General features: G+C 41.5%; 22 protein-coding genes. 1 reads left to right on the forward strand and 21 read right to left on the reverse strand.

Annotation, left to right across the window (positions count from 1 at the left end; translation table 11 throughout):
- Window positions 1-4 precede the first annotated feature (4 nt).
- From KW850_RS03050 to KW850_RS03120, 15 genes are all read right to left on the reverse strand, one after another.
- Entirely contained in the window at window positions 5-721 is a 717-nt protein-coding gene (locus tag KW850_RS03050) for a carboxymuconolactone decarboxylase family protein (protein ID WP_218346101.1), read from the reverse strand.
- 33 nt (window positions 722-754) lie between these two features.
- The gene (locus tag KW850_RS03055) at window positions 755-1,588 is read right to left on the reverse strand and encodes an alpha/beta fold hydrolase (RefSeq protein ID WP_218346102.1); all 834 of its coding nucleotides are present in this window, start codon (window positions 1,586-1,588) and stop codon (window positions 755-757) included.
- A 196-nt stretch (window positions 1,589-1,784) separates the two neighbouring features.
- Window positions 1,785-2,612: a dioxygenase family protein gene (locus KW850_RS03060; RefSeq protein ID WP_218346103.1), complete on the reverse strand. Its 828-nt coding sequence runs from the start codon at window positions 2,610-2,612 to the stop codon at window positions 1,785-1,787.
- A gap of 295 nt (window positions 2,613-2,907) precedes the next feature.
- On the reverse strand, window positions 2,908-4,239 hold the full coding sequence (locus KW850_RS03065; protein WP_218346104.1) for an MFS transporter: 1,332 nt from the start codon (window positions 4,237-4,239) through the stop codon (window positions 2,908-2,910).
- Between the two features lie 135 nt (window positions 4,240-4,374).
- Entirely contained in the window at window positions 4,375-5,394 is a 1,020-nt protein-coding gene (locus KW850_RS03070; RefSeq protein WP_218346105.1) for a 3-hydroxybutyryl-CoA dehydrogenase, read from the reverse strand.
- Window positions 5,381-6,481 carry an NAD/NADP-dependent octopine/nopaline dehydrogenase family protein gene (locus KW850_RS03075; RefSeq protein ID WP_218346106.1) on the reverse strand — a complete coding sequence of 367 codons (1,101 nt, stop codon included), beginning with the start codon at window positions 6,479-6,481 and terminating at the stop codon, window positions 5,381-5,383. Before KW850_RS03075 ends, KW850_RS03070 begins: the two co-directional genes overlap by 14 nt.
- A gap of 118 nt (window positions 6,482-6,599) precedes the next feature.
- Complete coding sequence (locus KW850_RS03080) at window positions 6,600-8,015, reverse strand: amidase (protein WP_218346107.1); 1,416 nt, start codon at window positions 8,013-8,015, stop codon at window positions 6,600-6,602.
- A 158-nt stretch (window positions 8,016-8,173) separates the two neighbouring features.
- Window positions 8,174-8,542, reverse strand: coding sequence for a hypothetical protein (locus KW850_RS03085; RefSeq protein WP_218346108.1), 369 nt, complete (start codon window positions 8,540-8,542; stop codon window positions 8,174-8,176).
- A gap of 25 nt (window positions 8,543-8,567) precedes the next feature.
- Window positions 8,568-9,332, reverse strand: a complete 765-nt coding sequence (locus tag KW850_RS03090) for an SDR family NAD(P)-dependent oxidoreductase (protein ID WP_218346109.1) — start codon at window positions 9,330-9,332, stop codon at window positions 8,568-8,570.
- A gap of 18 nt (window positions 9,333-9,350) precedes the next feature.
- Window positions 9,351-10,553 (reverse strand): dipeptidase, encoded by a 1,203-nt coding sequence (locus tag KW850_RS03095; RefSeq protein ID WP_218346110.1) that lies wholly within the window; start codon window positions 10,551-10,553, stop codon window positions 9,351-9,353.
- A gap of 6 nt (window positions 10,554-10,559) precedes the next feature.
- On the reverse strand, window positions 10,560-11,840 hold the full coding sequence (locus KW850_RS03100) for a Rieske 2Fe-2S domain-containing protein (protein ID WP_218346111.1): 1,281 nt from the start codon (window positions 11,838-11,840) through the stop codon (window positions 10,560-10,562).
- A gap of 31 nt (window positions 11,841-11,871) precedes the next feature.
- Window positions 11,872-12,360, reverse strand: a complete 489-nt coding sequence (locus tag KW850_RS03105) for a flavin reductase family protein (protein ID WP_218346112.1) — start codon at window positions 12,358-12,360, stop codon at window positions 11,872-11,874.
- A gap of 47 nt (window positions 12,361-12,407) precedes the next feature.
- Window positions 12,408-14,297: a XylR N-terminal domain-containing protein gene (locus KW850_RS03110; protein WP_218346113.1), complete on the reverse strand. Its 1,890-nt coding sequence runs from the start codon at window positions 14,295-14,297 to the stop codon at window positions 12,408-12,410.
- 13 nt (window positions 14,298-14,310) lie between these two features.
- Complete coding sequence (locus KW850_RS03115) at window positions 14,311-14,637, reverse strand: hypothetical protein (protein WP_218346114.1); 327 nt, start codon at window positions 14,635-14,637, stop codon at window positions 14,311-14,313.
- Window positions 14,638-14,685: 48 nt separating this feature from the next.
- Complete coding sequence (locus tag KW850_RS03120) at window positions 14,686-15,813, reverse strand: acyl-CoA dehydrogenase family protein (RefSeq protein WP_218346115.1); 1,128 nt, start codon at window positions 15,811-15,813, stop codon at window positions 14,686-14,688.
- Between the two features lie 238 nt (window positions 15,814-16,051).
- Here KW850_RS03120 and KW850_RS03125 point away from each other — a divergent pair, with 238 nt between their 5' ends.
- Window positions 16,052-16,441, forward strand: coding sequence for a VOC family protein (locus KW850_RS03125; RefSeq protein WP_218346116.1), 390 nt, complete (start codon window positions 16,052-16,054; stop codon window positions 16,439-16,441).
- A 132-nt stretch (window positions 16,442-16,573) separates the two neighbouring features.
- Here the strand turns inward: KW850_RS03125 and manA are convergent, their stop codons facing one another.
- From manA to KW850_RS03155, 6 genes are all read right to left on the reverse strand, one after another.
- Complete coding sequence (gene manA / locus KW850_RS03130) at window positions 16,574-17,521, reverse strand: mannose-6-phosphate isomerase, class I (protein ID WP_218346282.1); 948 nt, start codon at window positions 17,519-17,521, stop codon at window positions 16,574-16,576.
- A gap of 20 nt (window positions 17,522-17,541) precedes the next feature.
- Window positions 17,542-18,414 carry an ROK family protein gene (locus tag KW850_RS03135; RefSeq protein WP_218346117.1) on the reverse strand — a complete coding sequence of 291 codons (873 nt, stop codon included), beginning with the start codon at window positions 18,412-18,414 and terminating at the stop codon, window positions 17,542-17,544.
- 26 nt (window positions 18,415-18,440) lie between these two features.
- Window positions 18,441-19,670 carry an MFS transporter gene (locus KW850_RS03140; protein ID WP_218346118.1) on the reverse strand — a complete coding sequence of 410 codons (1,230 nt, stop codon included), beginning with the start codon at window positions 19,668-19,670 and terminating at the stop codon, window positions 18,441-18,443.
- 60 nt (window positions 19,671-19,730) lie between these two features.
- Window positions 19,731-20,723, reverse strand: a complete 993-nt coding sequence (locus KW850_RS03145; protein WP_218346119.1) for a zinc-dependent alcohol dehydrogenase family protein — start codon at window positions 20,721-20,723, stop codon at window positions 19,731-19,733.
- The gene (locus tag KW850_RS03150) at window positions 20,720-23,242 is read right to left on the reverse strand and encodes a beta-mannosidase (protein WP_218346120.1); all 2,523 of its coding nucleotides are present in this window, start codon (window positions 23,240-23,242) and stop codon (window positions 20,720-20,722) included. The genes KW850_RS03145 and KW850_RS03150 overlap by 4 nt, the downstream gene beginning before the upstream one ends.
- 126 nt (window positions 23,243-23,368) lie before the next feature.
- Window positions 23,369-24,433 carry a BtaManbiosPhlase gene (locus KW850_RS03155; RefSeq protein ID WP_218346121.1) on the reverse strand — a complete coding sequence of 355 codons (1,065 nt, stop codon included), beginning with the start codon at window positions 24,431-24,433 and terminating at the stop codon, window positions 23,369-23,371.
- Window positions 24,434-24,449 lie beyond the last annotated feature (16 nt).

A 24,449-nucleotide genomic window follows, 5' to 3' on the forward strand; every position in this document is an offset into this window, starting at 1 on the left:
CAAATTAGTATTCTAGTAATGAATCACTGGCTTCAAACCAAGCAGGGATACCTGCCGTTAATAAACAAATAAACCCGACATCAGCTAATTGTTCTTCAGAGGCTCCGTTTGCTCTTGCCGCGATCATCCATTCTGCTGCATGTTTCCCTTTTAATTCTGTAATGAAAATTCCCACCATTAGAATATGTTTCAGCGTTTTTGGAACGGTGGCATCACTTAGCAGCAACTCTTTAAGTATTTCTTGCTCTCCTGACTGAACAAGCGTGATCACCTTAGTGACAAAGGATGTATTCTCCTCACCTAATAATTCACACATATGAAGAAGATGCTCTTCTGTTGTTTTTTCGCTTTCACTTAGTGCCTGAAATTCAATGCCTTTTAAAGTAAGGGCATATTCTAATGACTTTACTCCTGATTTTAATGCTTTTGCCCCGTTATATAAGTAGGGAACAATAAGGTACTCCACAAGCTCTGGCAGAGTAGCGCCGCCATCTATGGCTCCTTTGGTGTGGTACACCATACTTCGTTCATACAATCTCGCGGCATTCATACCTACTAGTAAAAGATCCTTTTCTTTTCTAGTTAAAGCCCCTTCTTTCATGATTTCGCTTCGTAAGCTTGTGTAGTGCTCCAGTGCATTGTTGTTATAATCATGCATTTTTTGGACCCAGCCAGGCACCACATCATACACTTCTTTAAAATACGCTAAGCCTTGACTCATATCGTGAACACCTCTCAAACTTGTTTTCTTCCTTTATATTCCCTTTAAAAATGCTTGTATCGCTTGGTTAATCTCCGGTCTATTCTCAAACACCATAGTATAGTGATTACAATCCGAGACAATCGTATGAATATGAGGGGTATATGTCTTCGTATCATCATAGGCATTTTCATAAAATAATGGCGGAAATGGACCAATTTCCCCTTTTGCATACACTAATAAAGTCGGGCAATTAATCTTGGAACACACGTCTTTAGGGTCATAGGAATAAAAACTTTCAAAGTCTGCTAGGATTTTGGGCTCTGCCGATTTAGGCTCCCACATTTCTTCGGCTTCTTGAATTTCATACTCCACTACCTCTTTTAAAATAGGAGTCCATTCAACGCCTAATCGGTGATATATCCCTTTTATTTCGTCCAAATAGCTTTCTTTCGATTCATATTTTTTACTTAATCTTCCTAAAGATGGTTTAACGATGTCACGCTGCTGATCAGACATGTTCGCCGCCCCGTCTAATAAAACCAGGCCTTTCACCGAATCCAATTTACTTGCGACAATGGAGGCAATAAATGCACCCATAGAATGGCCGATTAAGATGGGAGATTCTAATTTCTGCTCCGTGATTAAATCAATGATATCCTCTGCATGCTGAAAGATAGACGGATGTTCATCCAGTTCAGAACTATTGCCGCGTCCTCTTAAATCAACCGCAATCACTCGATATTCCCCTTTTAGTGCTTCTGCATAATAGTGCATATTTTTATGTGTTCCTGTTAACCCATGAATCGCAATAATCGTCCCTTTTTCCCCTGGATAATCCGCCATTTGAAAATGATGATGCTTCACTTCTTTGATATACTTTTGCATCCATGACACTCCTTGTTTTTCCTGTAGCTATTTTTATTATCGTTTTAATATTGAACTAATCTTCCTCCGACCATCCTTTGTAAAAAAAAGACTGACCATTCACGAATTTTCGTCGTTTTGATCAATCTTTTCTAAACCATCCTATCTATTTAGGGAAGAATGTCTATCGTATTTACAGCCAATTTAGCAACAGATTCTATAATGTTTGTAAACTAGCTTTGTTCAGATGAGGCGTATCTTGAAGTCTCAATTCAAATTCTAAATGGGCGGTATAGAATGGTTTATTTAACCCTTTCTCAATCAGGACATTAGGATCTTCTTGTTTTTCAAGTTTGGTAATTAAGGTCCCTCTTACCCCTTGTGCTACGTCACTATCCAAATATGGATCCCCTTCAAAATAAATTTGGGTCACTAATTTATCTCCATTTTCAGGCTTGAACAGTAAGTGAAGATGTGCTGGTCGATAAGAATGATGATCAATCAACTTTAAGAAATGACCAGTAGGACCATCGGCTGGAATCGAATAATTTCCTGGCACAACCGTTTGAATTTCAAAATTCCCCTTTTCATCTGTATACAAAACCGCTCTAAGGTTATCAGCTGGAATACCTTCGGCAAAGTTAGAATATTCTCCATTAGCGTCCGCTTGCCATAGATCAATCTTCGTGTTTACTAATGGATTTCCAGCGGTATCCTTGACCGAACCACTAAAGAATAATACGTCCCCCGGCTCCTCTTGTCTTTGTGGAATGACCCCTGGATTTTGAATTTCAGTGGCATTTTCAATATAATAAGGTCCTAAAATCGTTGGTTCCGTTCCTTTTACGCTCTTATACATCTCTTGCAGCGCATGCGTTTCAAAAAACACATCCATAAATAACGGAATTTCACCTGATTTTCCTACTTGATCCATCCAATGGACCAGAGCCTGGTAATCGTCATGGTCAATCTCGTGCTCACTGATTAATTCTTTAAACTTACCTACTAATCCTTGATAAACAGCGATAACCTTTTGATTTTTCATGCTTCTTTCCTCCTCAAAGTTTCTTAATTGGCAGCGGTTTCACTATTCTGTTCTTATAATCTAGCTATGTTTTAATGATAAAACGAGTGGATTATTATCACAATCTACCAATAGGTTTGAAAATTCATAATATTTAGTATTAATCGTTTGGATTTTCACTTTGAACAATATTTTATCTACTTATTTCAGTAAAAACCTATATAGTCATTAGAAATTTTTCTTTCCCAAACAATAAGAAAGCCCTCTCACAGCTGGGTAAGAGGGCCTTCTTTAGTTAACTATCCTTATATTAGTTTCATTGAGCTGTAACAGTAGCGGAAGAAGTTCCTTTGACTTCTACAGGAGTATCCTCCGAATCAGGATAACTTTTAAGCATTAGTGTGGCTGTAAACGTAACTATGGCAGTAAAAATAATATAGCCGCTCACTGCATATGCCGTGCCATACTTGTGTAAAAGAAACGTACAAATAAGCGGTGCGATTCCTCCCGCGATGATAGATCCAAGCTGTGTTCCTAGCGACAGTCCGCTATATCGTAACCTAGCAGGGAAGCTTTTCGCAAGAAGCGCACCTTGTGGACCCACCTGCATACTATGAGGAATCATAGCTAAGGCGGTGGCCAGTAAAATAATCATCGGAGTGCCTGTATTAATAAGTCCAATGTAAGGGAATGCCCATAAGAAGGTAGCGGCCACCCCAACCAAATACATACGCTTAATGCCAAATCGATCTGACAAATAGCCAAAGAGAGGAATACAAAATACCATTACCACACTTCCGATTGTGTTTCCATTTACTAAAAATTGCTTGTCTATTTTAAATGTTTCCATGCCATAATTGATCATAAGAACAGTGTAGACGTAAAATGGTCCATTTTCAGATAGTCTGATCAGAGCTGCTAAAATAATCTCTCTTGGGTGCTTTTTGATCACCTCTAGCACAGGCATGCGCGATACTTGTTTTTCCTCTTGAACATTTTGGAAAGAAGGTGTTTCCGTAATCTTTGATCGAATAATTAAGCCAACAATCAGCAGTACTACACTGAATAGAAAAGGTATACGCCACCCCCATGTATAAAAGGAGTTACCTGAAATATTCATAATCAGTGACATGACAAAGGAAGATAACAAGAGACCTGCTGCGACACCCATCTGTGGCCAACTCGCCATAAGGGCTTGCCGCTTCTTTTTCCCCCACTCCATTGAAAGAAGAACCGCACCGCCCCATTCTCCTCCTACTCCAATTCCTTGAATTAATCGTAAAAAGATTAGCAAAGTAGGTGCCCACATGCCTATGTTGTCATAGCTTGGTAAAAGCCCCATCGCTAGACTGCTGATTCCCATCAAAAACATGGTAAGAACCAGTGCCGTTTTGCGGCCCACCCGGTCCCCAAAATGTCCGAAAATAGCTGCTCCAATAGGACGTGCTAAGAAGCCGATTGCCAATGCGCCAAAGGATTGCAGCGTTGCTATATAAGGATCGGAAGCGGGAAAAAATACTTTTGGAAAAATTAATGCTGAGGCAGTTGCATACAAGAAAAAGTCATACCATTCAATAACTGATCCTATCGTCGCAGCAACGGCTGCAATTCTTCCCATTTTTTTATGTTTTACGCCTTCAATTTTCATAGACTCACTCCCCTAAAAATTGTCCAAACATAAACGAACAGGAATATACCGGTAACAGCATCCTGTTGAAGTGTGATTTCCTCATAAAGTATTTTACGAGCCTTCAGACTTTTATGGCTACATGTATCAAAAACCTTAATAAGTTCCCTCATTCATGATTGCAAAGTGATCTTCTTTAGGGGCTGTAATAAACCCTAAATGCTGTAATAAATCAATAAATTTTTGAAAAGTCTCCAATTGATATTGGTCTAAGTTCGTTTCATCGAAATGATAAAAACCTTTTTTGGTTTTTAATCCGATATTCCCGCTTCTCATTTTCTCTTCCACAATTTCCGGCGGTGCAAATCGCTCTGACTTTAATGATTCTTTTAGATAGTTACTTGCATGGAAAAGCGTATCGGCTCCTCCCCAATCAATAAACTCCAATAGACCTAATACCGCAAATCGCAGCCCAAAGCCCACCCTTGATGCTTTATCAATATCTTCAATGGAAGCAACCCCTTCTTCAACAAGCCTGGATGCTTCGTTCATGGCGAGCGCCTGAATCCTTGGAACAATAAATCCTGGGGAAGGTGCACATTTAATCGGAACCTTGCCAATTTCCTCAAGTAATGTAAACATTTCCTTTAAAGATATATCGCTCGTTTCATTACCTGGGCTTACTTCCACTAGCGGAATCAAATAGGCAGGATTTAGCCAATGTGTATTCATAAATCTATCTTTGTGCAAAACATATTCAGCTAATTCATTTACTGAAAAGGAAGAGGTGGTCGAAGCAATCAGTGCGTCTTTTTGTAAGGATGAACAGATGCGACTATAAACTTCTTTTTTTAATGCGAGAATTTCTGGCACAGCTTCAAACACGATTTCTGCTTTTTTCCATATGTCACTAGAATCGTCAATATGTAGAACTTCGATTCTATCAACAATTCGATCGATCATTTCATAGGGAAAAACATTAGACCGCGCTAGAATCTCCAGTTGGCTCCTAATTTCAGCTAAGGCTGATGATTGTAATTGGTTGAATTCTTCCTTATTCCGACCTTTAATATCCATAAGTGTTACTGGAAATCCCTGATAAGCAAATGTTAAGGCAATCCCTCTCCCCATTCGGCCGGCGCCTGCGATGAAAATGGTCTTTTTAGCTGATTTCATATTGGAGTAATCCTTTCTCCAGTATTTCTTTCAACTCGGCTTTTGTTTTCGAAGCAAGCTGAAGATTCTCCAACGTTCTTCCGGTTGCACGCAGGTTTTCTCCGACTACAGCGGAAGCGACGGCCAGCAGCCCTTTTGCCGTTGGCACGGGAACATCCAGCCACTCTCCGACTGAAACAAGAAAGGCAAGACCGCACGCAACATCCTCTCTCATGTAACGGTGCGTTTTTAACTCTAACGGCTCAAACCAATCCTCTCCATCAACTAGCTTTTCATGAGCACCGTTCCCATACATCCATTCTTCCCCCTCAGGATTATAATGATCATCAAGCGGAAAATGCGGTGCAGTGTATCCTAAAGCCTCACGGATTCTGATTCTTTCATGATCCAGTGCTTTATGAACATTTCTGATAGAAGTTTGTGTTCCTTCATTGTGAATATCCCACTTGTCAAAATGCTCAATCGGACCAGCGTTCATTAAAATAAGCGGAGGATGAATGACTGGACCGGCATTCATTAATGCTCCGTCCAAAGCATCTTGGATGGGTTCAATGGATGGAAATGCTTTTCTTAACACTTCAAATGCCTTCTCTGATCGTTCACTAGGGAATACTCCTGTCGGAAGCCTTGTTGCCCTTCCAGAAATAGAAACCGTTTGTTCATCGTATTTTCTTGCTAAATAAGGTAATGTACCTGTTTCGGCAAAAGCAACTTTCGCCTTGCAGCCTTCATCCACTAGAACCTTTGACATTAAATAGCTTCCAAACGTTCCAGGCGGCAAGAATATCACCTGGCCATCTTCAAGCACAGGCGCTAGTTGTTTGGCTATCGATTGTTGCGAAACAGCCGGCAATGGAATGACAATTAATTCGGCTCCTTTAACCACCTCCTTCAAATCGGTGCTTGCTAGCTTTATAGAAACAGTTCTTGATCCATTATGGTCTTTTACGTGGATGGCCTGATTATCGAGAACTGCTTGAAAAGCATCCTTGTCTCTTCTCCATAACCTTACATGATGGCCATTTTCCGTTAAATCGACTGCTGCTGCATAAGATCCATTTCCTCCACCAATTACCGCAATTTCCATTCCCTTTTCCTCCTACTTGTCATTTGGAATACTGTCTTCTGTATACAAGTTAGTAACGTTTTAAGTCCTCATCTTAAAGGGCTGCCTTTTCTTGTTATCCCTCTAAAATAAAAAAATATCATTTAACTGCATGGAGATAACGCTTATTCTCTCTCAAGGCCTGTACCCATTTTTCTGACTTCTCATAGCAATCTCCTATTTGCAGAACTCTTTTGTCTGAAAAAGGTTTTCCTATCAACTGGAGGCCAACTGGCAGAGTGTCTGCCGTAAAGCCGCAGGCAACAGAAAGCGACGGAAACCCGAGAATATTGGCAAGTGGTGTTTTTCCAAGCGTAAACATATTGCTGATCGCCTGTTCTGGAACCATCGTGCCGATCTCAAACGGCGGCTGAACATTGGTAGGACCGACTAACGCATCCAGCTCTTTCATTTGTTTAAGCGTTTCGGTGATAAACTGTCTTCTCGTTCGTTGAGCATTTATATAATCGGTTGCGGAGATACTACGGCCAAATTGAAAGCGATATTTCAAATCATCCCCATATAAATCTCCAAATCTCTTTAATAACGGTTCATGAAAGGATACCACTTCTGCTTGCGCAATTGTTTTTAAAGCATCAAGGGCCCTTTCTATCCCTGGCAGGTTGATGAAAACGATTTCTGCTCCCAAATCGGTTAATCGCTGAAAAGCCCGCTGAATTACGGTCTTCACCTTCTCATCGATTCCTGAAAACATATAGGGTTCATAGAAGCCTAACTTAACTCCTTTAAGAGTTTGTAACTCAGGAAATACAACAGACTCATCCCTTTTAACAGTCGAGGGGTCTTTTAAATCATATCCTCTCATCACTTCCAGCATAATGGCCGTATCTTTTACGGTTCTCCCCATTGGACCTACATGGTCTAAAGACCAGCTAAATGGCAGGCAGCCCTCACGACTAACAAGTCCATACGTTGGTTTAAATCCTACCGTGCCACACATTGCTGCAGGCAGACGTATCGAACCCGCTGTATCTGTTCCAACAGCACCGAAGGCCATACCTGTTGCCGTGGCCACAGCTGAACCGCCGCTCGACCCACCTGGTATTCTTGTTAAATCCCATGGATTCTTCGTACTTCCATAGTGAGGATTTTCAGTTGTGGCTCCCATCGCGAATTCATGCAAGTTTGCTTTACCGATGATGATGGCTCCTGCGTTCTTTAACTTTTGAACAGACGTGGCATCACTTGAAGGCACCCAGTCTTGAAAAACTTTTGAACCGCCTGTTGTTCGTACCCTTTCTGTTTGCAATAAATCCTTCACCACAATCGGAATCCCGTGCAGCGGGCCACGCAGTTGATTGCTTTGAATTTCTTTTTCTAAATTCACCGCCTGATCCATGGCCTCTTCTTCCATCACCGTAATAAATGCTCGAAGGGCGGGATCATTTTTTTGAATTTGTTCCAAGGTTAATTTAGTCAATTCCACAGGTGAAATCTTTTTCTTTGCCATTAAAGACCCAGCGGCATCAATCGAAGCGAAAAGCAGTTCACTCATGTTTGTTCCTTCTCAAAATCTTCAAGGTTCAACCTAAAAGCAGGGTCGACCATAAACATCTCTGCCTCTTCGAGTTCCAGAATATCCTGTAAATATTCATATAAAGTCAAGAAGGTACCTCCTTCCTCCTGAATGACAAATCTCTTTTATTCGACTGTTTAACGATTGTTTTCTAACAAGAAAAACGGACGGCCAATTGACGCTTCAAGACGGAAGAAGCGATCGAGGCCTGTTGCTCGAAACGAGTGTGTCATATTTGTAACCGTTTGCAAATCAGGGACATTATATAGAAAACACGCATGCCAATTAACCGGTCCTGCATGCCCGGCTGTTAAGATATCTCTGTCAAACGTGCCTAATAATTCAGAGCCATTTTCTTTCCACGCCACTAAAACTTCATGAAGCTGCGGCAATATTTCTTTTTCCTTTTGCTCCTGAGTAGTATCAAACCACCCTGTCGACTCGAACGTTATAAACACTCTCAATGGATTGGGTATTTCAGGTGCACCATGTTTCATTTCTCCCATTACATTCATCTCCTTTAAAATCTGTTTAACGCATGAGTAAACCACCGTTTATGTCAAAGGTTGAGCCCGTAATATAACCAGCCGCATCTGAAGCTAGGAAAGAAACCATGTTTGCCACTTCTTCCGCTTCACCAAAGCGTTTTACTGGAATGCTCTCCCTCATTTTTTCTAACACAGCTGGATCCATCTTTTCCATTTCTGGTGTTTCAATGGCAGCGGGAGCAACTGTATTTACAGTGATCCCCTGATCCGCTAGAGACCTAGCAAATACTTTTGTTAAAACAAGCTGGCCAGCTTTTGAAGCACAATAATGGGCACCTGATGTCAGCGGACCCGCTTGGCCTCCAAAAGAAGAAACATTAATAATACGCCCTTTTTTTTGCTGTTTCATTGGATTCAGCACAGCTTGAGAGTAGAAAAAGGTCCCACCTAGATTGACGGATAAGATAAGATTCCATTCCTCTTCCGTGACTTCCTCAATCACTGTTTCTTTACGAACACCAGCGTTGTTCACCAATATATCAATGCGTCCCCAGTTTTCCATGATCGTTTCCACACTCTTTTTAATAGCATGGACATCCGATACATCCACTGTTAAAAACATCGAAGAGGAAGAATGATAACGGTGCAAAAGATCAGATTCTTTTACTTCGTTTAAGGCCGTTTCATTCACGTCAACAAACACAACTCTTTTTCCTTCTGAAAGGAGCTTTATGGCAATCGCATGACCGAGACCCTGCCCAGCACCCGTAACGATCGCCACTTCTTGTTCTACTGCCTTCGTATTCAAAAGTGATCGCCCCCTCTCTTAGTTTATTAAAATACTTTTGATCACCCGCATGGCATTTCCGCCTGCTGCCTTGGCAATAGCTTTAGTTGAATACTGGTGTTTCACCAGCCATCCAATCATATTTTTCATAGCCTCTGCAGGATTTTCTACCCCTTCTACATAAGTGGACTCCTTAAAAACCTCTCCACTGTGAGAAGCGGATATGCCTAACATATCGTCAAAGGCATGCTGTAAGGCTACGTGATCTCCAAAAAAAGTGTCGGGTCCAAGACCAACATGATCAATGCCTACTAATTTGCTAATATATTCAAAATGCTCCATCACGCATTGCAGCGAATGGTTAGGTGAGTTTTTCGTTAATGTCGTATTCGGGGCAGCACAAATTCCAATGATTCCGCCTTTTTCAGCACATGCTTGTAAAACATGGTCAGGCTTCATTCGTGGTGTGTTCCACAATGCCCTTGCTCCTGCATGTGTGATGAAAACAGGGTGCTCACTTGTTTCAATCACATCTAAACTCGTTTGATCCCCGCAATGAGATATATCAATCATCATCCCTAATCGGTTCATTCGTTCAATCACACGACGTCCGAAATTGGTTAGGCCGCCATCTCGATTCTCGATAAGTCCTGAACCGAGACTGTTTGCTTCGTTATAGGTAATTCCCATGCAGCGGATACCGAAGCCATATAAAATATCGACACGATCCAGTTCATTTTCTAAAATGCTTGCCGCCTCTAGAGACGGCAAAATGGCTACTTGTTTGTTCCGCTTTGCTTTTACCAAGTCACCGTATGTGCTTGCAACATAAATCGTCTTTTGACGCTGGATATCAGCGTAGCGCATACCAAGCAAATAAAGCACATCATCCCATTTTAAGCCGTTTTTCGAAGCAATAATCGAAATGCCATCCATGAAGTTTTCGAATATTACGTCAATTCCTGACAGTGAGATTCCTTCATAATGAAAAGCAGTATGAAACTCACCGCAATACGGAAGAATCTGTTCAGATTTTTTTGGAACAATGAAACCATGATCTCGTAATGAAACGATCGGGTATTTGGTAAATATTTTTTTCAGCTTCTCTTCCTCATTCTCCGTTAAATGAAGTGAGTACGCCGGGACTCGATCAAGTTCATAGGATAACTCATATGGTTTATAATCTTGATTCGCTTTTAAATAACTAAAGGATTGATAACCGTCATATTGCTTTACATTCATCATGGATCACAGTTTCGCAACCGTTTTTTTCAATTGAAATTGCTCTTTCATAGGAAAAGCATCTTTCCATGATTTTTGGTTATCATCGTAGAGACCATCACTATACAATGATTTCAGTGATGGATTATCTAAGACCAATGGTGTTTCTCCTTTTTGGAATGCTTTCACCTGCTGGAGTAAGATCCGGCGCATATGAATAACAGGTAAATCGCTCGTACCAAGGTGCTCAATGGTCCTGTCCACAATCGGTCCCATTGTTTCAGTGGCGGCATGATCTTGATTGGCAATCCCACGAATGCCTGTGAAATTTCCAGTCTTTTGTAATTCTCGATCTTGAGCATATTCGTTTTCAAGATTAATTTGTTTCTTTAATTCCTTATCCAATTTTAAACCTCGGCGCTGATGCTGCGCTTCGACATCAATGGTTCGGTTGTGCGCAAACTGTACATCCCATGACCAGGTACTATAATCGTCTCTTGGAATAAACGCGTGCCACATGCCATCTTCCCCACCAAATCTCGGTGGATACGTATAAAATGGGAAGATATAATGAATCTCCATGAAAGCATTCTCTTTTTCCGTTCCGATTCCGACCGCAACACAACGCTTTCCATAGTTCGTATCTTCAACAGCTTGTTTAACCGGTGGATTTTTCACAAGAGGATGATTTGGATCGATCCCTAAATCACTGCTTAATATTCCTTCTTCTACGGCTTGTGTGTGATGAGCTTTATGCAAAAAAGCAGCGTGAACGTAATCTAAATCATTTTCCATCACCTGTGCATAATTGCATTCCTGCCAGACACGTTCCACCAATAAGTTCTCATCCGGAAGGCTCATCCAATAAAAATCTGGTAATGGCGGCTGCTCTTCTTCAGGGCCCATATAGGTCCAAACAACTCCATTTGCTTCTATTGTCGGATAGCTTTTCAACTTGATCGATTGTTTGAATTTTCCATCTCTCTCTTCTGAAGGAATTTCCGTGCATTTCCCCTCTGAATCGAACTTCCAGCCATGATACATACAGCGGATACCGCACCCTGCATTAATCCCGAAATAAAGGGAGGTTCCACGATGAGGACATCGTTCGTCAATCAAACCCACTTTTCCTACCGTATCACGGAAAGCAATGAGGTCTTCACTTAATAATTTTACCCGCTGAGGCTTCCCATCACATTCTAATTCCTCAGACTTCAGAACAGGAATCCAATATCGGCGGAACATATCACCCATTGGAGTCCCGGGACCTGTTTGCGTTAATAACTGATTATCTTCTCTAGATAACATTTTATTCCCTCCTGAATCTTCAGCTCATTTATTATTGCTTTATCCCAACGGCTTCTGATAAGTGACTGATTTTTCCACGGAAAAACAGCAGCGGTTTTTTCTGCTCATCATATACGGCACTCTTCACACGTCCTGTGACAATATAATGGTCACCACCATCAAGTAAGTCATCAACGTGGCATTCAATCGTTGCCAAATTCTCGTTTAAGATCGGTAAGCCATCTTCTGATAGGGAGTACGATGCGCCCTTGAACTTATCTTCAGATTTTTTCGCGAAGCGCCAGCAATCTTCTTCTTGATTCTCTTGTAATATATTAACCGTAAAAGGATGATCTTTTTTAAACGCATGCACGCTGCCTGCCTTTTTATCAATACAAACAAGAATTAAAGGCGGATCCAATGAAACAGAAGAGAAAGCGTTTGCAGTCAAACCAATAAAACCACTCTCACTTTTTGTGGTAATGACTGTAACACCTGTAGCAAAATGTCCAAGCGTATTTCGAAATTGACGTGAATCCATATATTCTCCTCCTTTGGTTATGAGCTGCCTTCATATGCAGCATCCCTTTACATTTTTATTTTTCCAAGCATTAACATGATTTGCAGGGACATCTGAATTTCAAAGCGGCTATTAGAGCTTGCTAGATCAACAGAAAGCAAGTCTTCAATTTTTTGTATTCGATATCTCATCCCACTAATCGAAATCGACATTTCTCGTGCTGTTTTATGTAAATTAAATTCATTTTGCGAATAATAGAATAGTGTCACCAGCAGCTCTGAATTTTTCTTTTTATCATATTCGAGGATGGGATGTAATTTTTCATTTGCAAATCGTTCCAGTTCCATTGGTTCTCTAGCATTTAAAAATAAGGTTAAATGACCTAATTCACTTGTTAATATAACCCGAGAATCCGAGGATCTCACTTTGGCTAATTCAACCGCCTTCTTCGCTTCTTCAGCATTTTTATGAAAATCAGAAAGTTGCTTGGTTTCATTACTGATTCCAATATAAATCTGCTGTTCTTGGTTTCCAATTTGCTTCAGAAGCGCCTCACCAAACTCTTTAATCGTGGTTCTTTCAGAGTCGATATACTTCTTCAAAATAATCGCTTGAATGGTATTTAATTTGGTTAAAATAAGGGGCGCATCAAATTTATGCTGCTTTTGATAGAATAAATTAGTTAATTTATTCCTAATTTTCAGATAATCGTAATTAACAGAGCCCTTTTCTTTCATTTTCCGGTCATTAATTTCCATGTGCACGATATAATGCGCCTCCGATAAATCATAACCAATGTAGGAAAAACGGCTGTTAATTTCCTTGGTGTCCACATCCTTATTGTTAAGCAGCTGCTCAAGAAGTTCACCTTTCATCCGTTGTTCAGTTTCGATGGCCACTCGTTCATTCTGTACATGTAAGGCGGCAACTGTCGCTACCCTCTCAAGTAAGTCTTTTCGAAAATCATCATGTTTTTGATCGGAATCTATCGTGATAAACCCATAAACCTGGTTTCTATTAATAATTGGTATTGTCAAAATGGCAAATGTTTTATCCTTGAGCGAGGTTTCGACAATCGTGTTGCGAAAAAGCGCTTCTTTGTTTTTATCCCAAATATTTCGGGCTGTCATATAGTCATCCATTCCAGGATGATCTCCATATTTAGCAAGCGGTTCAAAAAGTTTATTTTCTATTAAAACCTGGCAATGAAGGCTTTTTCCAAGCAAATTGGCAAAGGACTGAAAACCTTCTCCTTGAAGCATGGCTTGCGTCAAATGACGACTTAATGAAGAACCCAGCTCAAATCTTTCTTTCTGCTGTTCCACTCGCCGATACATTTGGTCAAGTTCACCGGACATATCTTCGTTTTCAAAGAAAAAAAGATCTTCAGCAATTTCTTCGCCCCATTGTTCAACCGTTTTACCTACATAACGGCAGTGATCATCGCCTTTACCTTTGCAATTAACCTCTTTAAAAATGGTTTGCTTTCCTAAACATTCACTGGTGTAACCGCTTGCATATCCAGCTAAATAAAAGCAGACTGGTTCTGTATGCTTGGGGAAATGCTGCAGGTGTTGATTGGCTTCGTCCGAGTCAATCCAATAACCAGATACATCAAAGAAACCTTTCTTCATGTCCACATTGAATGTTTCTGGGTACGAGAAGGCCCTTCCTGTCAAATAATGCATTTTGGATCCGGCAATAAGCCACTCTAGTTCATCCTGCCAATTAATCGTTTCTTTAAGGATACGTGCTTCGTGAACGCCACATTGATAACCATATCTTAGTAAAAATCGTTTGGCCCGCTGAACACCCAGCGCCGTAATTAAGTCTTTTCGGAGCACTCCCCATGCCGTTGCACTTGTAAGAGACAACTGTAATTCCTTTAAATTCATGCCCGGTTTTTCCGATATACTCATAAAGTGGTCTAAATTAAGGTCACTAGCTTTAATGCTCACGGTATCACCCTCATTATATTGACTTTTGTTTATTTAAACATTCGTCAACGAAATAATAAAGGCTTTTTTTTACTCCGCCTTTCCAGAACTGCAAGTACATTTTCTTATGGGTATAACTATTTTCTGAATAGAGATACGTTAAAAACTGAACGATGGCTTTCCGGCGTAATACAATATTCTCCAGACCATAGACAAAAAACCAATGATCAATGACGTTAAAGACACCCCGATTGATTGAATATTTTTCTGAACAAAAATCAACAAATCCTTTGTCTGGTAAATGAACAATACATTCAACTTGATAATCGGATGGTGATTTCTTCAAATCTAGTGCGTGCATCGGTGATGTCCTCCTTTACTTGTGAAATCAAGGTATTGATTGGCAGGGTCAGATGTAGCCGGGCATCGGCGGCACGCCTAGGAATACCGAGCCAGCGCCGTCGTACATGCCTTCGCTGAGGAACGCGTGCTGGGTCACGACCATCGCGTCGCGCAGATAGCGCTGCAGCGGGTGCCCGTCGTAGATCGCTGCGGTGCCGGCAAGCAGGTAGGCTGACTGAACGGCGCTCGCGCCTGCGCGGGAAGCTTGTACAGCTGCCAGACGCAACATGCTCGTTTGGTCAGCGGAGACACCGTCGCCCCTCAGGATCGAGTCCCAAGCGGAATCGGTGGCCTCGTAGAAGAAGGCGCGCGCCGACCTTAGCGAGGCTTCTGCCTTTGCCACGGCGATTCGCAGGTAAGCGCGATCGGCCATCCTCGGTGCACCGGTGATGCCAGAACGGCCACCGGCCATCTGAGAAACTTCATCAAGCGTGGCGCGGGCTACGCCAAGGTTGACCACCGCCAGTACCTGCGCTGCATAAGCGATGGATGGATACTGGTAGATCGGCTCTTCAATAGAAGGCACACCGCCACGGACAAAGGTCCATTCGTCAGAGACGAAGACGTCTTTCACCAGCAGGTCATGGCTACCCGTCCCGCGCAGCCCGAGCACTTCCCAGTTCTCGACAATTTCCACGTCCTCAGGTCTAAGCACAGCGGTGAGCGGCTTGCCGCCTTCCCCGGTGCCAATACCAACGCCAATAATGTCGGCGCCCTTACAGCCGCTCGCGAACTTCCAGAGACCGTTCACGCGCCAACCACCCTCGACCTTCTCTGCGGGCTGGATTGGAAACAGGCCGCCCGCGAAGGACACGTCCGGTCCATTTGCGTAAAGGCGTGCGAGCGTATTGTGCGGCAGGGCCGCAAGGTAGACCGCAGCAGAGCCGAAGCTCGCCACCCATCCGACGGAGCCGTCAGCCTCGGAGATGGCCTCGATCAGCCTGAGGAACTCCGAGGGCGAGCGGGCATCGCCGCCAAAGGAACGCGGCGTGTGAGCGCGATAAACGCCCAGTTGCTTTAGTTGCGCTACCATGTCCCGAGGCACGTGCCGCTTCGCGTCAAATTCATCCCGTCGGGCGCGGATTTCGGTCAACACACGGTTGAGCAGGTTCTGACTTTTTATTTCAGCAGTCATGATTCTTTCCTCCCTATATCTTATATAGTACTATCTGAAATTTTTTGAATATTTTACTTATGTTCACATCTTAAGGGATTAATAAAACATAAACAATCTATCATCCTGTTTGAAAATTCTAATATTTCAGACCTTTTAGTGCTAATTTTTAATTCTGGCTAACCCTTTCTTTTCTATTAATCTCCTTTACCTTAAGATTAAAATGAATCATATTATTCAAGTGAAAAGGGGAAAAAACATGATTTCCAAAATGGAACATACGGCCATTATTGTTTCGGATATGGACCGGTCGGTCGAATTTTATTCAAAAATCCTAGGATTTAACGTTCGCCTTCGGGGAGACAATCCAAACAGGGAGATGGCGTTTTTATATCTTGCGGCACAGCCCGATATGGAAATTGAGCTGATTCGTGATATTAATCCCGTCGGAGATTATGCAGAGTCTGGAGTCGTGAATCATCTTGCCTTTACGGTCGAAGATATCTCACTGGCCATCCACCATTTCAAGGAAAAAGGAATTCATTTCACATCCGGGGAACCAAAGCCGACACTGGAAGGCGGGCGTATGATTTTATTCTATGGACCAGACCGCGAGCTCCTCCAACTTGTAGAACGTGTGAAATCGTAGCAGGGTATAACCTAGTAGGAGGGATTATACACATAGCTTTTTTAGTTGAATCCTTATTCATGGTAATAAAAAAAGCGTAAAGACCCTTATCACGGAATCTTTACGCTTTTTTTAGTTTCCAAACCCCAATTATCAAGTATGCGAAACGATCAATTCACAATTCCCGTCTACTCCAAATTCGCCAAACCCCACAGGGATAATCAGATGAGAACCCTTCTTCAATCCATATGGCTGACCATTATGAAGAAGTGTTCCCTCTCCCTTAATGACGCTGAGCAGCAAATATTGATCATTAAATGAGAAAGCAGCTGTTCCGTTAACCTCCCATTTGTAAACGGAGAAAAAGTCTGACTCCACAAACGTTGTAATCGTTACATTTTCAACTTCCTGGACTTTAGGAGCAACTCCAGCATTTTGATGAGGCACAGTTGTCACATCAATTGCTTTTTCTAAATGCAGTTCACGCAAATTCCCTTCCGCATCTCGACGGTCGTAATCATACACGCGATAGGTTGTGTCAGAGCTTTGCTGTGTTTCTAAAACTAGCGTTCCTTCACATAAAGCATGGATGGTTCCGCTTGGAACATAGAAAAAGTCGCCTGGCTTGATTTTGACTCTACGCAGCAGCTCGTTCCATTTCCCATCATTAATTTGCTCGATTAATTCTTCTTTTGTTTTCGCATTATGGCCGAAGATCATGTCGGCCCCTTCTTTACAATCGAGGATATACCAGCATTCGGTTTTACCAAGATCCCCATTTTCATGAACCTTCGCATAAGAATCCTCTGGATGGACCTGAACGGATAAATCCATGTTCGCATCCAATATTTTCGTTAAAAGTGGAAAAACCTCTTCCTTCGGGTTTCCAAAAAGCTCGGGATGTTTACGGTATAAATCGTCCAATGCCATACCCGCAAATGGACCGTTTTCCACAATAGATGGCCCATTGGGATGTGCGGAAATCGCCCAGCATTCCCCTGTTTGATCATTTGGAATGTTGTACCCAAATTCTGTTTGTAAGGCGGTACCGCCCCAAATTCGCTCTTTAAAGACTGGTCTTAAAAACAATGGTTGCATAATTATTACCTCCAGGCATACGTTTATTGTTGATTTTCCTCTTGAAATGCTTGATGAGCAAGCATGAGCGCGCCAGTAATTCCCGCATGATCACCTAAACCAGGACTTACAATATATCCAGCAAGTTCTGGCAATACCACATACTCATTTAAAAATTCCTGCAAATACTTATAAATAGAAGTAAACACCTGCTTTTGATTCATCACTCCCCCGCCAAGGATGATTTTTTTCGGCGAAAGAATCAATACATATTGCATTAGGGCTTGGGCAATATAGTATCCTTCTAGGTCCCAAACTTCCATACGATCAACAAGCAGATCTCCTTTTGCTCCCCAGCGCTCTTCAATGGCAGGACCAGCCGCTAGACCTTCTAAGCAATCATGGTGATAGGGGCACTTCCCTCGAAACTCGTCATTTGGATGCCGTCTCACAAGAATATGCCCCATTTCAGGGTGTGAAAGTCCTTGAAGAAGCCTCCCTTGAACAATGGCACCTGCCCCAATTCCAGTACCAACTGTAATGTACAAGCAGCTATCCAAACCTTTTGCCGCACCAAAGGTAACCTCTCCCAATGCTGCTGCATTTACATCTGTATTAAACCCAATGGGTACTGAAAATGCATCTCTTAATGTTTGTACAAACGGATAATCCCTCCACCCTGGCTTCGGCGTAGAAGTAATATTACCGTATGTAGCACTTTCCGGATTCACATCAATTGGACCGAACGAACCCACACCAATTGCTTCTATAGGATATTGATTGAAAAATTCAACCACCTTTGGCATCGTTTCCGCCGGTACAGTAGTTGGAATCTGAATACGGTCTACAATATTACCCTTTTCATCGCCAACAGCACACACAAACTTTGTCCCGCCTGCTTCAATTGCACCCAACATACATAAATACCTCCCAATACGAATTTCTACATTTCATTAGAACTAAGCGCAGATCCCTTTTTTGATTTTCTCCATATAAAATATAGGGTTGGAATCATGATGACATAGATAATCGGAAAAAGACTAAACGAGACAGGTAAAAGCAGGTCAAAATCAAAGTATTTTCTCATCGCTAAAAACAAAAATACTCCGATGATTCTTCCAACACCGAGTGGGATTTCTCGAATAATAATATAATCCAAACGCTTTACCTTGTACTCTGGGTCCTTCTCAATCGCTTCATAAATCATGGCACTCATCGAGGTGATAACCATATTATGTGCTAATGGTGAGACAATTCCAAATATAATCAATGATATGAGGACAGGAAGGACGGATAACAATACAGAACTCAAAAATATACTTACCGAACCGATCGCATAAATGGCGAGACGATATTTCGGATTAGAGAACTTAGCAAGTAGATAGAATGTAGCAATGGCAACAAGTTCAGCAGCCATATTATAAACTCCTAAACTCAATTCTCCACCAGCTACTTTGAAGGTAATCATCGTGACCAAGAAGGTTCCGTACACGCCTGATACAATCCCATCAGCAAACATTACCTTGTACATCTTTTTCCATTCCTGTGATGGATTCTTGATGACATCCCAAAAATAACTTTTTGTTGTAATTGGCTTTCCCTTCACTTTTAGAGACGTTAAAAAAGAAATAAAAAAGAATACACAGGTTCCAATAAAAACGACATAATAACCCAGCATACCTTCTAATTGCGAGATGATGATCCCCGACAGAACCGGACCGAGCACACCTCCGATGGTAAATAGAATTCCTTGTACATATAAAAATTGATCCCGATTATCATTGGTTGTTAAGTCTAATACGGCCAAATGCATGCCGACATAATACAAGCTCATTGCCAATCCAGTTGAAAATCCTAACAACATGATATGATCGCTTAATGTGTCATGAAAAATAAGCATAATTAAATAGGTAATCAGATAAAAGACAAATCCTAAACGCATCGTAATCATCGGGCTCGTTTTCCTAGCCAGCCACCCGCAAAGGCCAAAACAAAAGATGATCGCAATGGACCAATACAAGCTATAATAAGCTAGCAGTGAATAGGTTTTATCCAATTTCCATAAGAAAACACTTTGAAAAACACCAGACAAAACGCCGCCAAAGGAAAATAAGGCATTCATCAGTAAATAAAACTTTAATTCCGTAGAAAATGACTTAAAAATTTGAAGCATTCTTTGATCTCCTTTAGCAGAAGAGTCGACCTAGAAGGATCGACAACTCCTGCAACTAGACTAGTGGTTAATAATCGCTTTTGAAACTTTAAGATTAGGAAAGTCTGCCATTGCTTCTGGCAGCTCTTCGACAGTAAAACGATGAGAAATGAGCGACTCGACATTCACCACTTTTTTCGCAATAAGTGAAATAGCTTCTTCATGGGTATAAGGGTTCACGAATGAACCCTTTATGGTAAGTTCTTTTGAAAAAATTTCAAATGGTGACACAGAAATAACAGTATCAGGCGCTGCTACTCCAAAAAGTAACACTTGACCGCCCTTTGCTGCTGATTTAACTGCCAATTCCATACTATCCGCTCTGCCCACACATTCAATCACAACATCTGCCTCTAGCTTAGACGCATTCATTGGATGGATCACTTCATCAGCACCAAGCTTATAAAGAAGCTCTCTTTTATTCTCCGCAGGTTCACTCACAATGATTGAATCAACGTTTTGTTGTTTCACCAATTGCAAAAACAATTGTCCAATAAAGCCGCCGCCAATAATGAGTACCTTCCTTAAGGGTGACAACTGAACCTTTTTAAAACCATGTAAAACACAGCCTAAAGGTTCAACCAGCGCGGCCTCTTCAAAAGTCATTTGGTCTGGGAGCTTATAACAATTGGAATCTGGTACAACACAATACTCGCCCATACCGCCATCCCTTGTTACGCCTACCGCCTGAAGATGATTACATAAATGAGCCCGGTTGCTCCTGCAATACTCACATGTCCCGCAATAGATATTCGGATCAATGGAAACACGATCCCCTTTTTGGAGGGTTGATACTTCTGCCCCGACTTCCACTACTTCACCTGCCAATTCATGCCCGAGGACAATTGGCGGCTGGACTTCAGCTGAACCGGGATGACCATGATAAATATGCTGATCCGTACCGCAAATCCCACAGCTTTTTACCTTTACAATGACCTCTTTGGGTGATGGTGAACGATAGTTCCAATCCATTACCTCTATTTGCTTTGTACCTTGCAAAACCGCCGCTTTCATCCTAATGCCCCCTCTGTTTTCACACTATTAATGGCCTTCACTCTCAAAGTCTCCCAAGGAACGTCTTTCCCCTCAGCCTGTCCGACCTTAATCGTTCTGCTCTCATTGGGCAGTAAATCAAAGAAATTATCCTCAATTACAAGCTGCTCCATATCCATTTCAATGGTCACCATTCGCGCGAGCATATTCGTGGAAACAGTTAACTCATTTTTCTCACGGTCAATCGAAACAGTTACTTCAGACTCTTCCAATCTCAAGTCTTTTTGATCGCGGAAATAGTAGAAGTTTTCATCGGTTTTATTCCTTTTTGAGCGAATGACGATAACGGCCTCTTCTGGCTGCAGACCACTAAGGGCTTCCTGCTCTAAAACAACATCTACTTGCTGCGAAACATTGGCTTGCACCACAACCGTCCATTGCTTTGAAAATACTTTTTCACCATTAAATTGATAAACGGCCAGTTCAATTTCATCCTCATAGGTTTCTAACCGATCATTTACCACCCAAATTGCCATATCTTTACCTGGTTCATGAGCAAGCGTTAATAGAATTGGACTATAGAACTTTCTAGCATAATGATAGGAAGCCTTAGGCAATAAATAATAGTCGATAACTGACCAGCTTGTACCCGGCCAGCAGTCATTTAACTGCCAAAATAACGCACCGCTTGTATGTGGTTTATTGCGTCTGTAATGTTCGATTCCATACTTCAAACCTTCTGCTTGCGTTAACATCGAATAGGAAATGTACTCATCTAAATCCTTTGGAACTCCTGTATAACCTTCCATCAGCAAAATTCCTTTTGGATGATGGATATCTTTATTGCGATAGGCCATTTCTTCGCTTCCCCAGTAAAATTGATCCTTCGGGATATTTCGTTCTAATGTATAGCGATTAGAAGAAGCATGCATGCCAAATTCACTCGCAAAGAGTGTCGTATCATTTTTAAAATTTTTAAATGACAGCCCTTCGACACTGTAATTCACCGTTTGCGGCTCACCAAACGTTCTAGGCTCAATATTCCCGTGCCAAACCTGCCAATTATGCGTGTCTCCCTCTTCTCTTGAGTTATGATCATTTCCACCAAATGGCGAACTTGGCCAAAACAAACGAGTTGGGTCGAGTTCTTCAAGTAATTCAGGCATTAATTCATGATAGATTTTTTCACCGTAAAAAGGATGTGTGATTTCACCTGATGAAAACAATGCTTCATACAGCCAATCATTCTCATTGTTTCCACACCAAAGTGCCAAGCAAGGATGATTACGCAGCCGTTTGACGACATGAATGATTTCCTCTTTGACGTTGGCCATAAAGTTTCTATTGTAATCAGGATAGAGCGCACAGGAAAACATGAAATCCTGCCAGACTAAAATGCCAAGCCGATTACACTCGTCATAAAAAACCTCTTTTTCATAGATACCGCCGCCCCAAACACGAAGCATATTCATATTCGCATCTTTGGACATCTTGATTAAGTGCTTGTAACGGGAATCTGGAACGGCTCCGATGAAGCTATCGATTGGAATCCAATTGGCACCTTTAGCAAATACCTTTTCTCCATTTAAAACAAAGGTAAAACAATGATTACCTTCTTCATCCTTACGCAGTACCTCAATGGTTCTAATCCCGAAGTCTTCTTGTTGATCATCCACTTTCACACCATCCGCAAGCAATTCAACCTTTAGTTGATAAAGATGGGGTGTGCCAATGTCATGTGTCCACCATAGCTTGGGATTTTCCACTTCGAGCACAGCTTGTGCTTTTTTACGGTCTACTTTTACCTTGGTTATATAATTCTCTTCACCATAGGAAAGGTTTATATCTACCACATAATCTCTATCTTTTCTAAATGACGCTATTTCCACTTCGACCTCGACAATTGCTTTGTCAGGAGAAATAGATTTTGTTTTAGCAAATACAGAGTCGATTTTAGCAAAAGTTCTCTTCTCTAAATGAACTTCCTTCCAAATCCCTGCAGCAACTAAGCGCGGACCCCAGTCCCAGCCATAGTGGCTTTGGGCTTTCCTTGTCCAGATCCGTTTCTTGCTAAATCCTGACCAATAATATTGAACCTTGTCTTTCACATGAACATGGACTGGATCAAATTTTACCGCCAGAACATTTTTCCCTTGCTTCAGCTCCCGTGTTACTTCAAAGCTGTGGCTAATATACATATTTTCCGTTGAACCCAGCTCCACACCATTTAAATAAACGGTAGCAAACGTATCAAGCCCCTCAAAGATAAGCTCGTATTTGTGGTCTTTCGTAATTTCATCGTTGAACTCAAACGTATTGCGATACCACCACACCTTTTCCTCTACCCACTGACATTTCAAATCATTGTGTCCGTAAAAAGGATCCTCAATCAGGTTTCGGTTAATCAGTGTTGAATGCACATCACCAGGTACTGATGCTGTCATCCAGAAGTAATCAATATAATCAGGAGCAGCGACCTCAAGATCACGTGCAGCCCCTACATCAAAATGTTTTATTTTCCAGTTATCATTCATTATCATAGTACGTCACCTGCCATTGTAAAAATACTTACGATATATCAGTTTTACTAGTGAAGCCTATATAAGCTTAAAACATAGGAAAAAAGCCAAAATCAGTCTCGCGATTTTGGCACTTAATTTTTCAAATTATAGATAAGTCAATGAATCCAAGATTTCTTTTAAGCTTAATTCCGCACATGCCATGGATGTATCAGCAACGCCGTAAAACATTTTAACTACATCGCCTTCAACAACAGCACCGCATGAAAAGACTACATTTCCAAAGAACCCTTCTACTTCATAGTCTGCTTCAGGCTCTAAAATTGGTTGGTTTGAACGAGCAATAACTTTTGTCGGATTTTCTAAATCTAGGAGAACAGCTCCCATACAATAGCGGTGATCCTCAGTTGCACCATGATAAAGCTCCAGCCAGCCTTTTTCTGTCTTAAACGGAACAGCCCCTCCGCCCATACGAGCACTATCCCACATACCCTCACGTAAACCTAGTAAATGCTTGTGATTACCCCAATGCAGGAGGTTAGTTGATTCAGCAATCCACATTTCTGGCTCCCCTACACTTTTCGGAACAGGTCGGTGGATCGCGTAATATTTTCCATTTATTTTTTCAGGGAAAATTAAGACATCTTTATTTTCCGGCGCAAAAATCATCCCATGATGTTCAGTAGTTACGAAGTCCTTTGTGGAAACCATCGATTCTCCCACACCAACAGGTGAAACAGCACTAAAATAGATATAATAAGTATCTTCAATTTTAGTAATCCTTGGATCCTCTATCCCAAATGTTTCTAACTCATTAGATGGGTAAACTAACGGATTCTCATCAATCGTGAAATGATGACCACCATCTTTGCTTCTTGCAATCCGCAGGTATGCTATAGATGTTAAATAGTCCCATGAATGTATATCCCCGCTTTTTCGAATCACACGAGGATCAGAGAAGTCATACGTAGGATCATCTAAACGGAATTCTAAAATCTCAAGTTCGTTTGTTTCGGGATTATAAATTGGTGATTTAACGATATTCGGGTCTTCACTAATTGGTCGTTCTGCTACACGAAGAAGCATGATAATTTCATCTTCATAGGTTGTAACACCTGCATTAAAAGCACCAATAACTTCAAAATCAGCTCGATGCGGTTTCACATCTGCTGGAGTGACTAGAGGGTTCTCTTCATATCTATATACATTCATTTTATTGACTCCTTTG

This window comes from Bacillus sp. sid0103, from assembly GCF_019219025.1.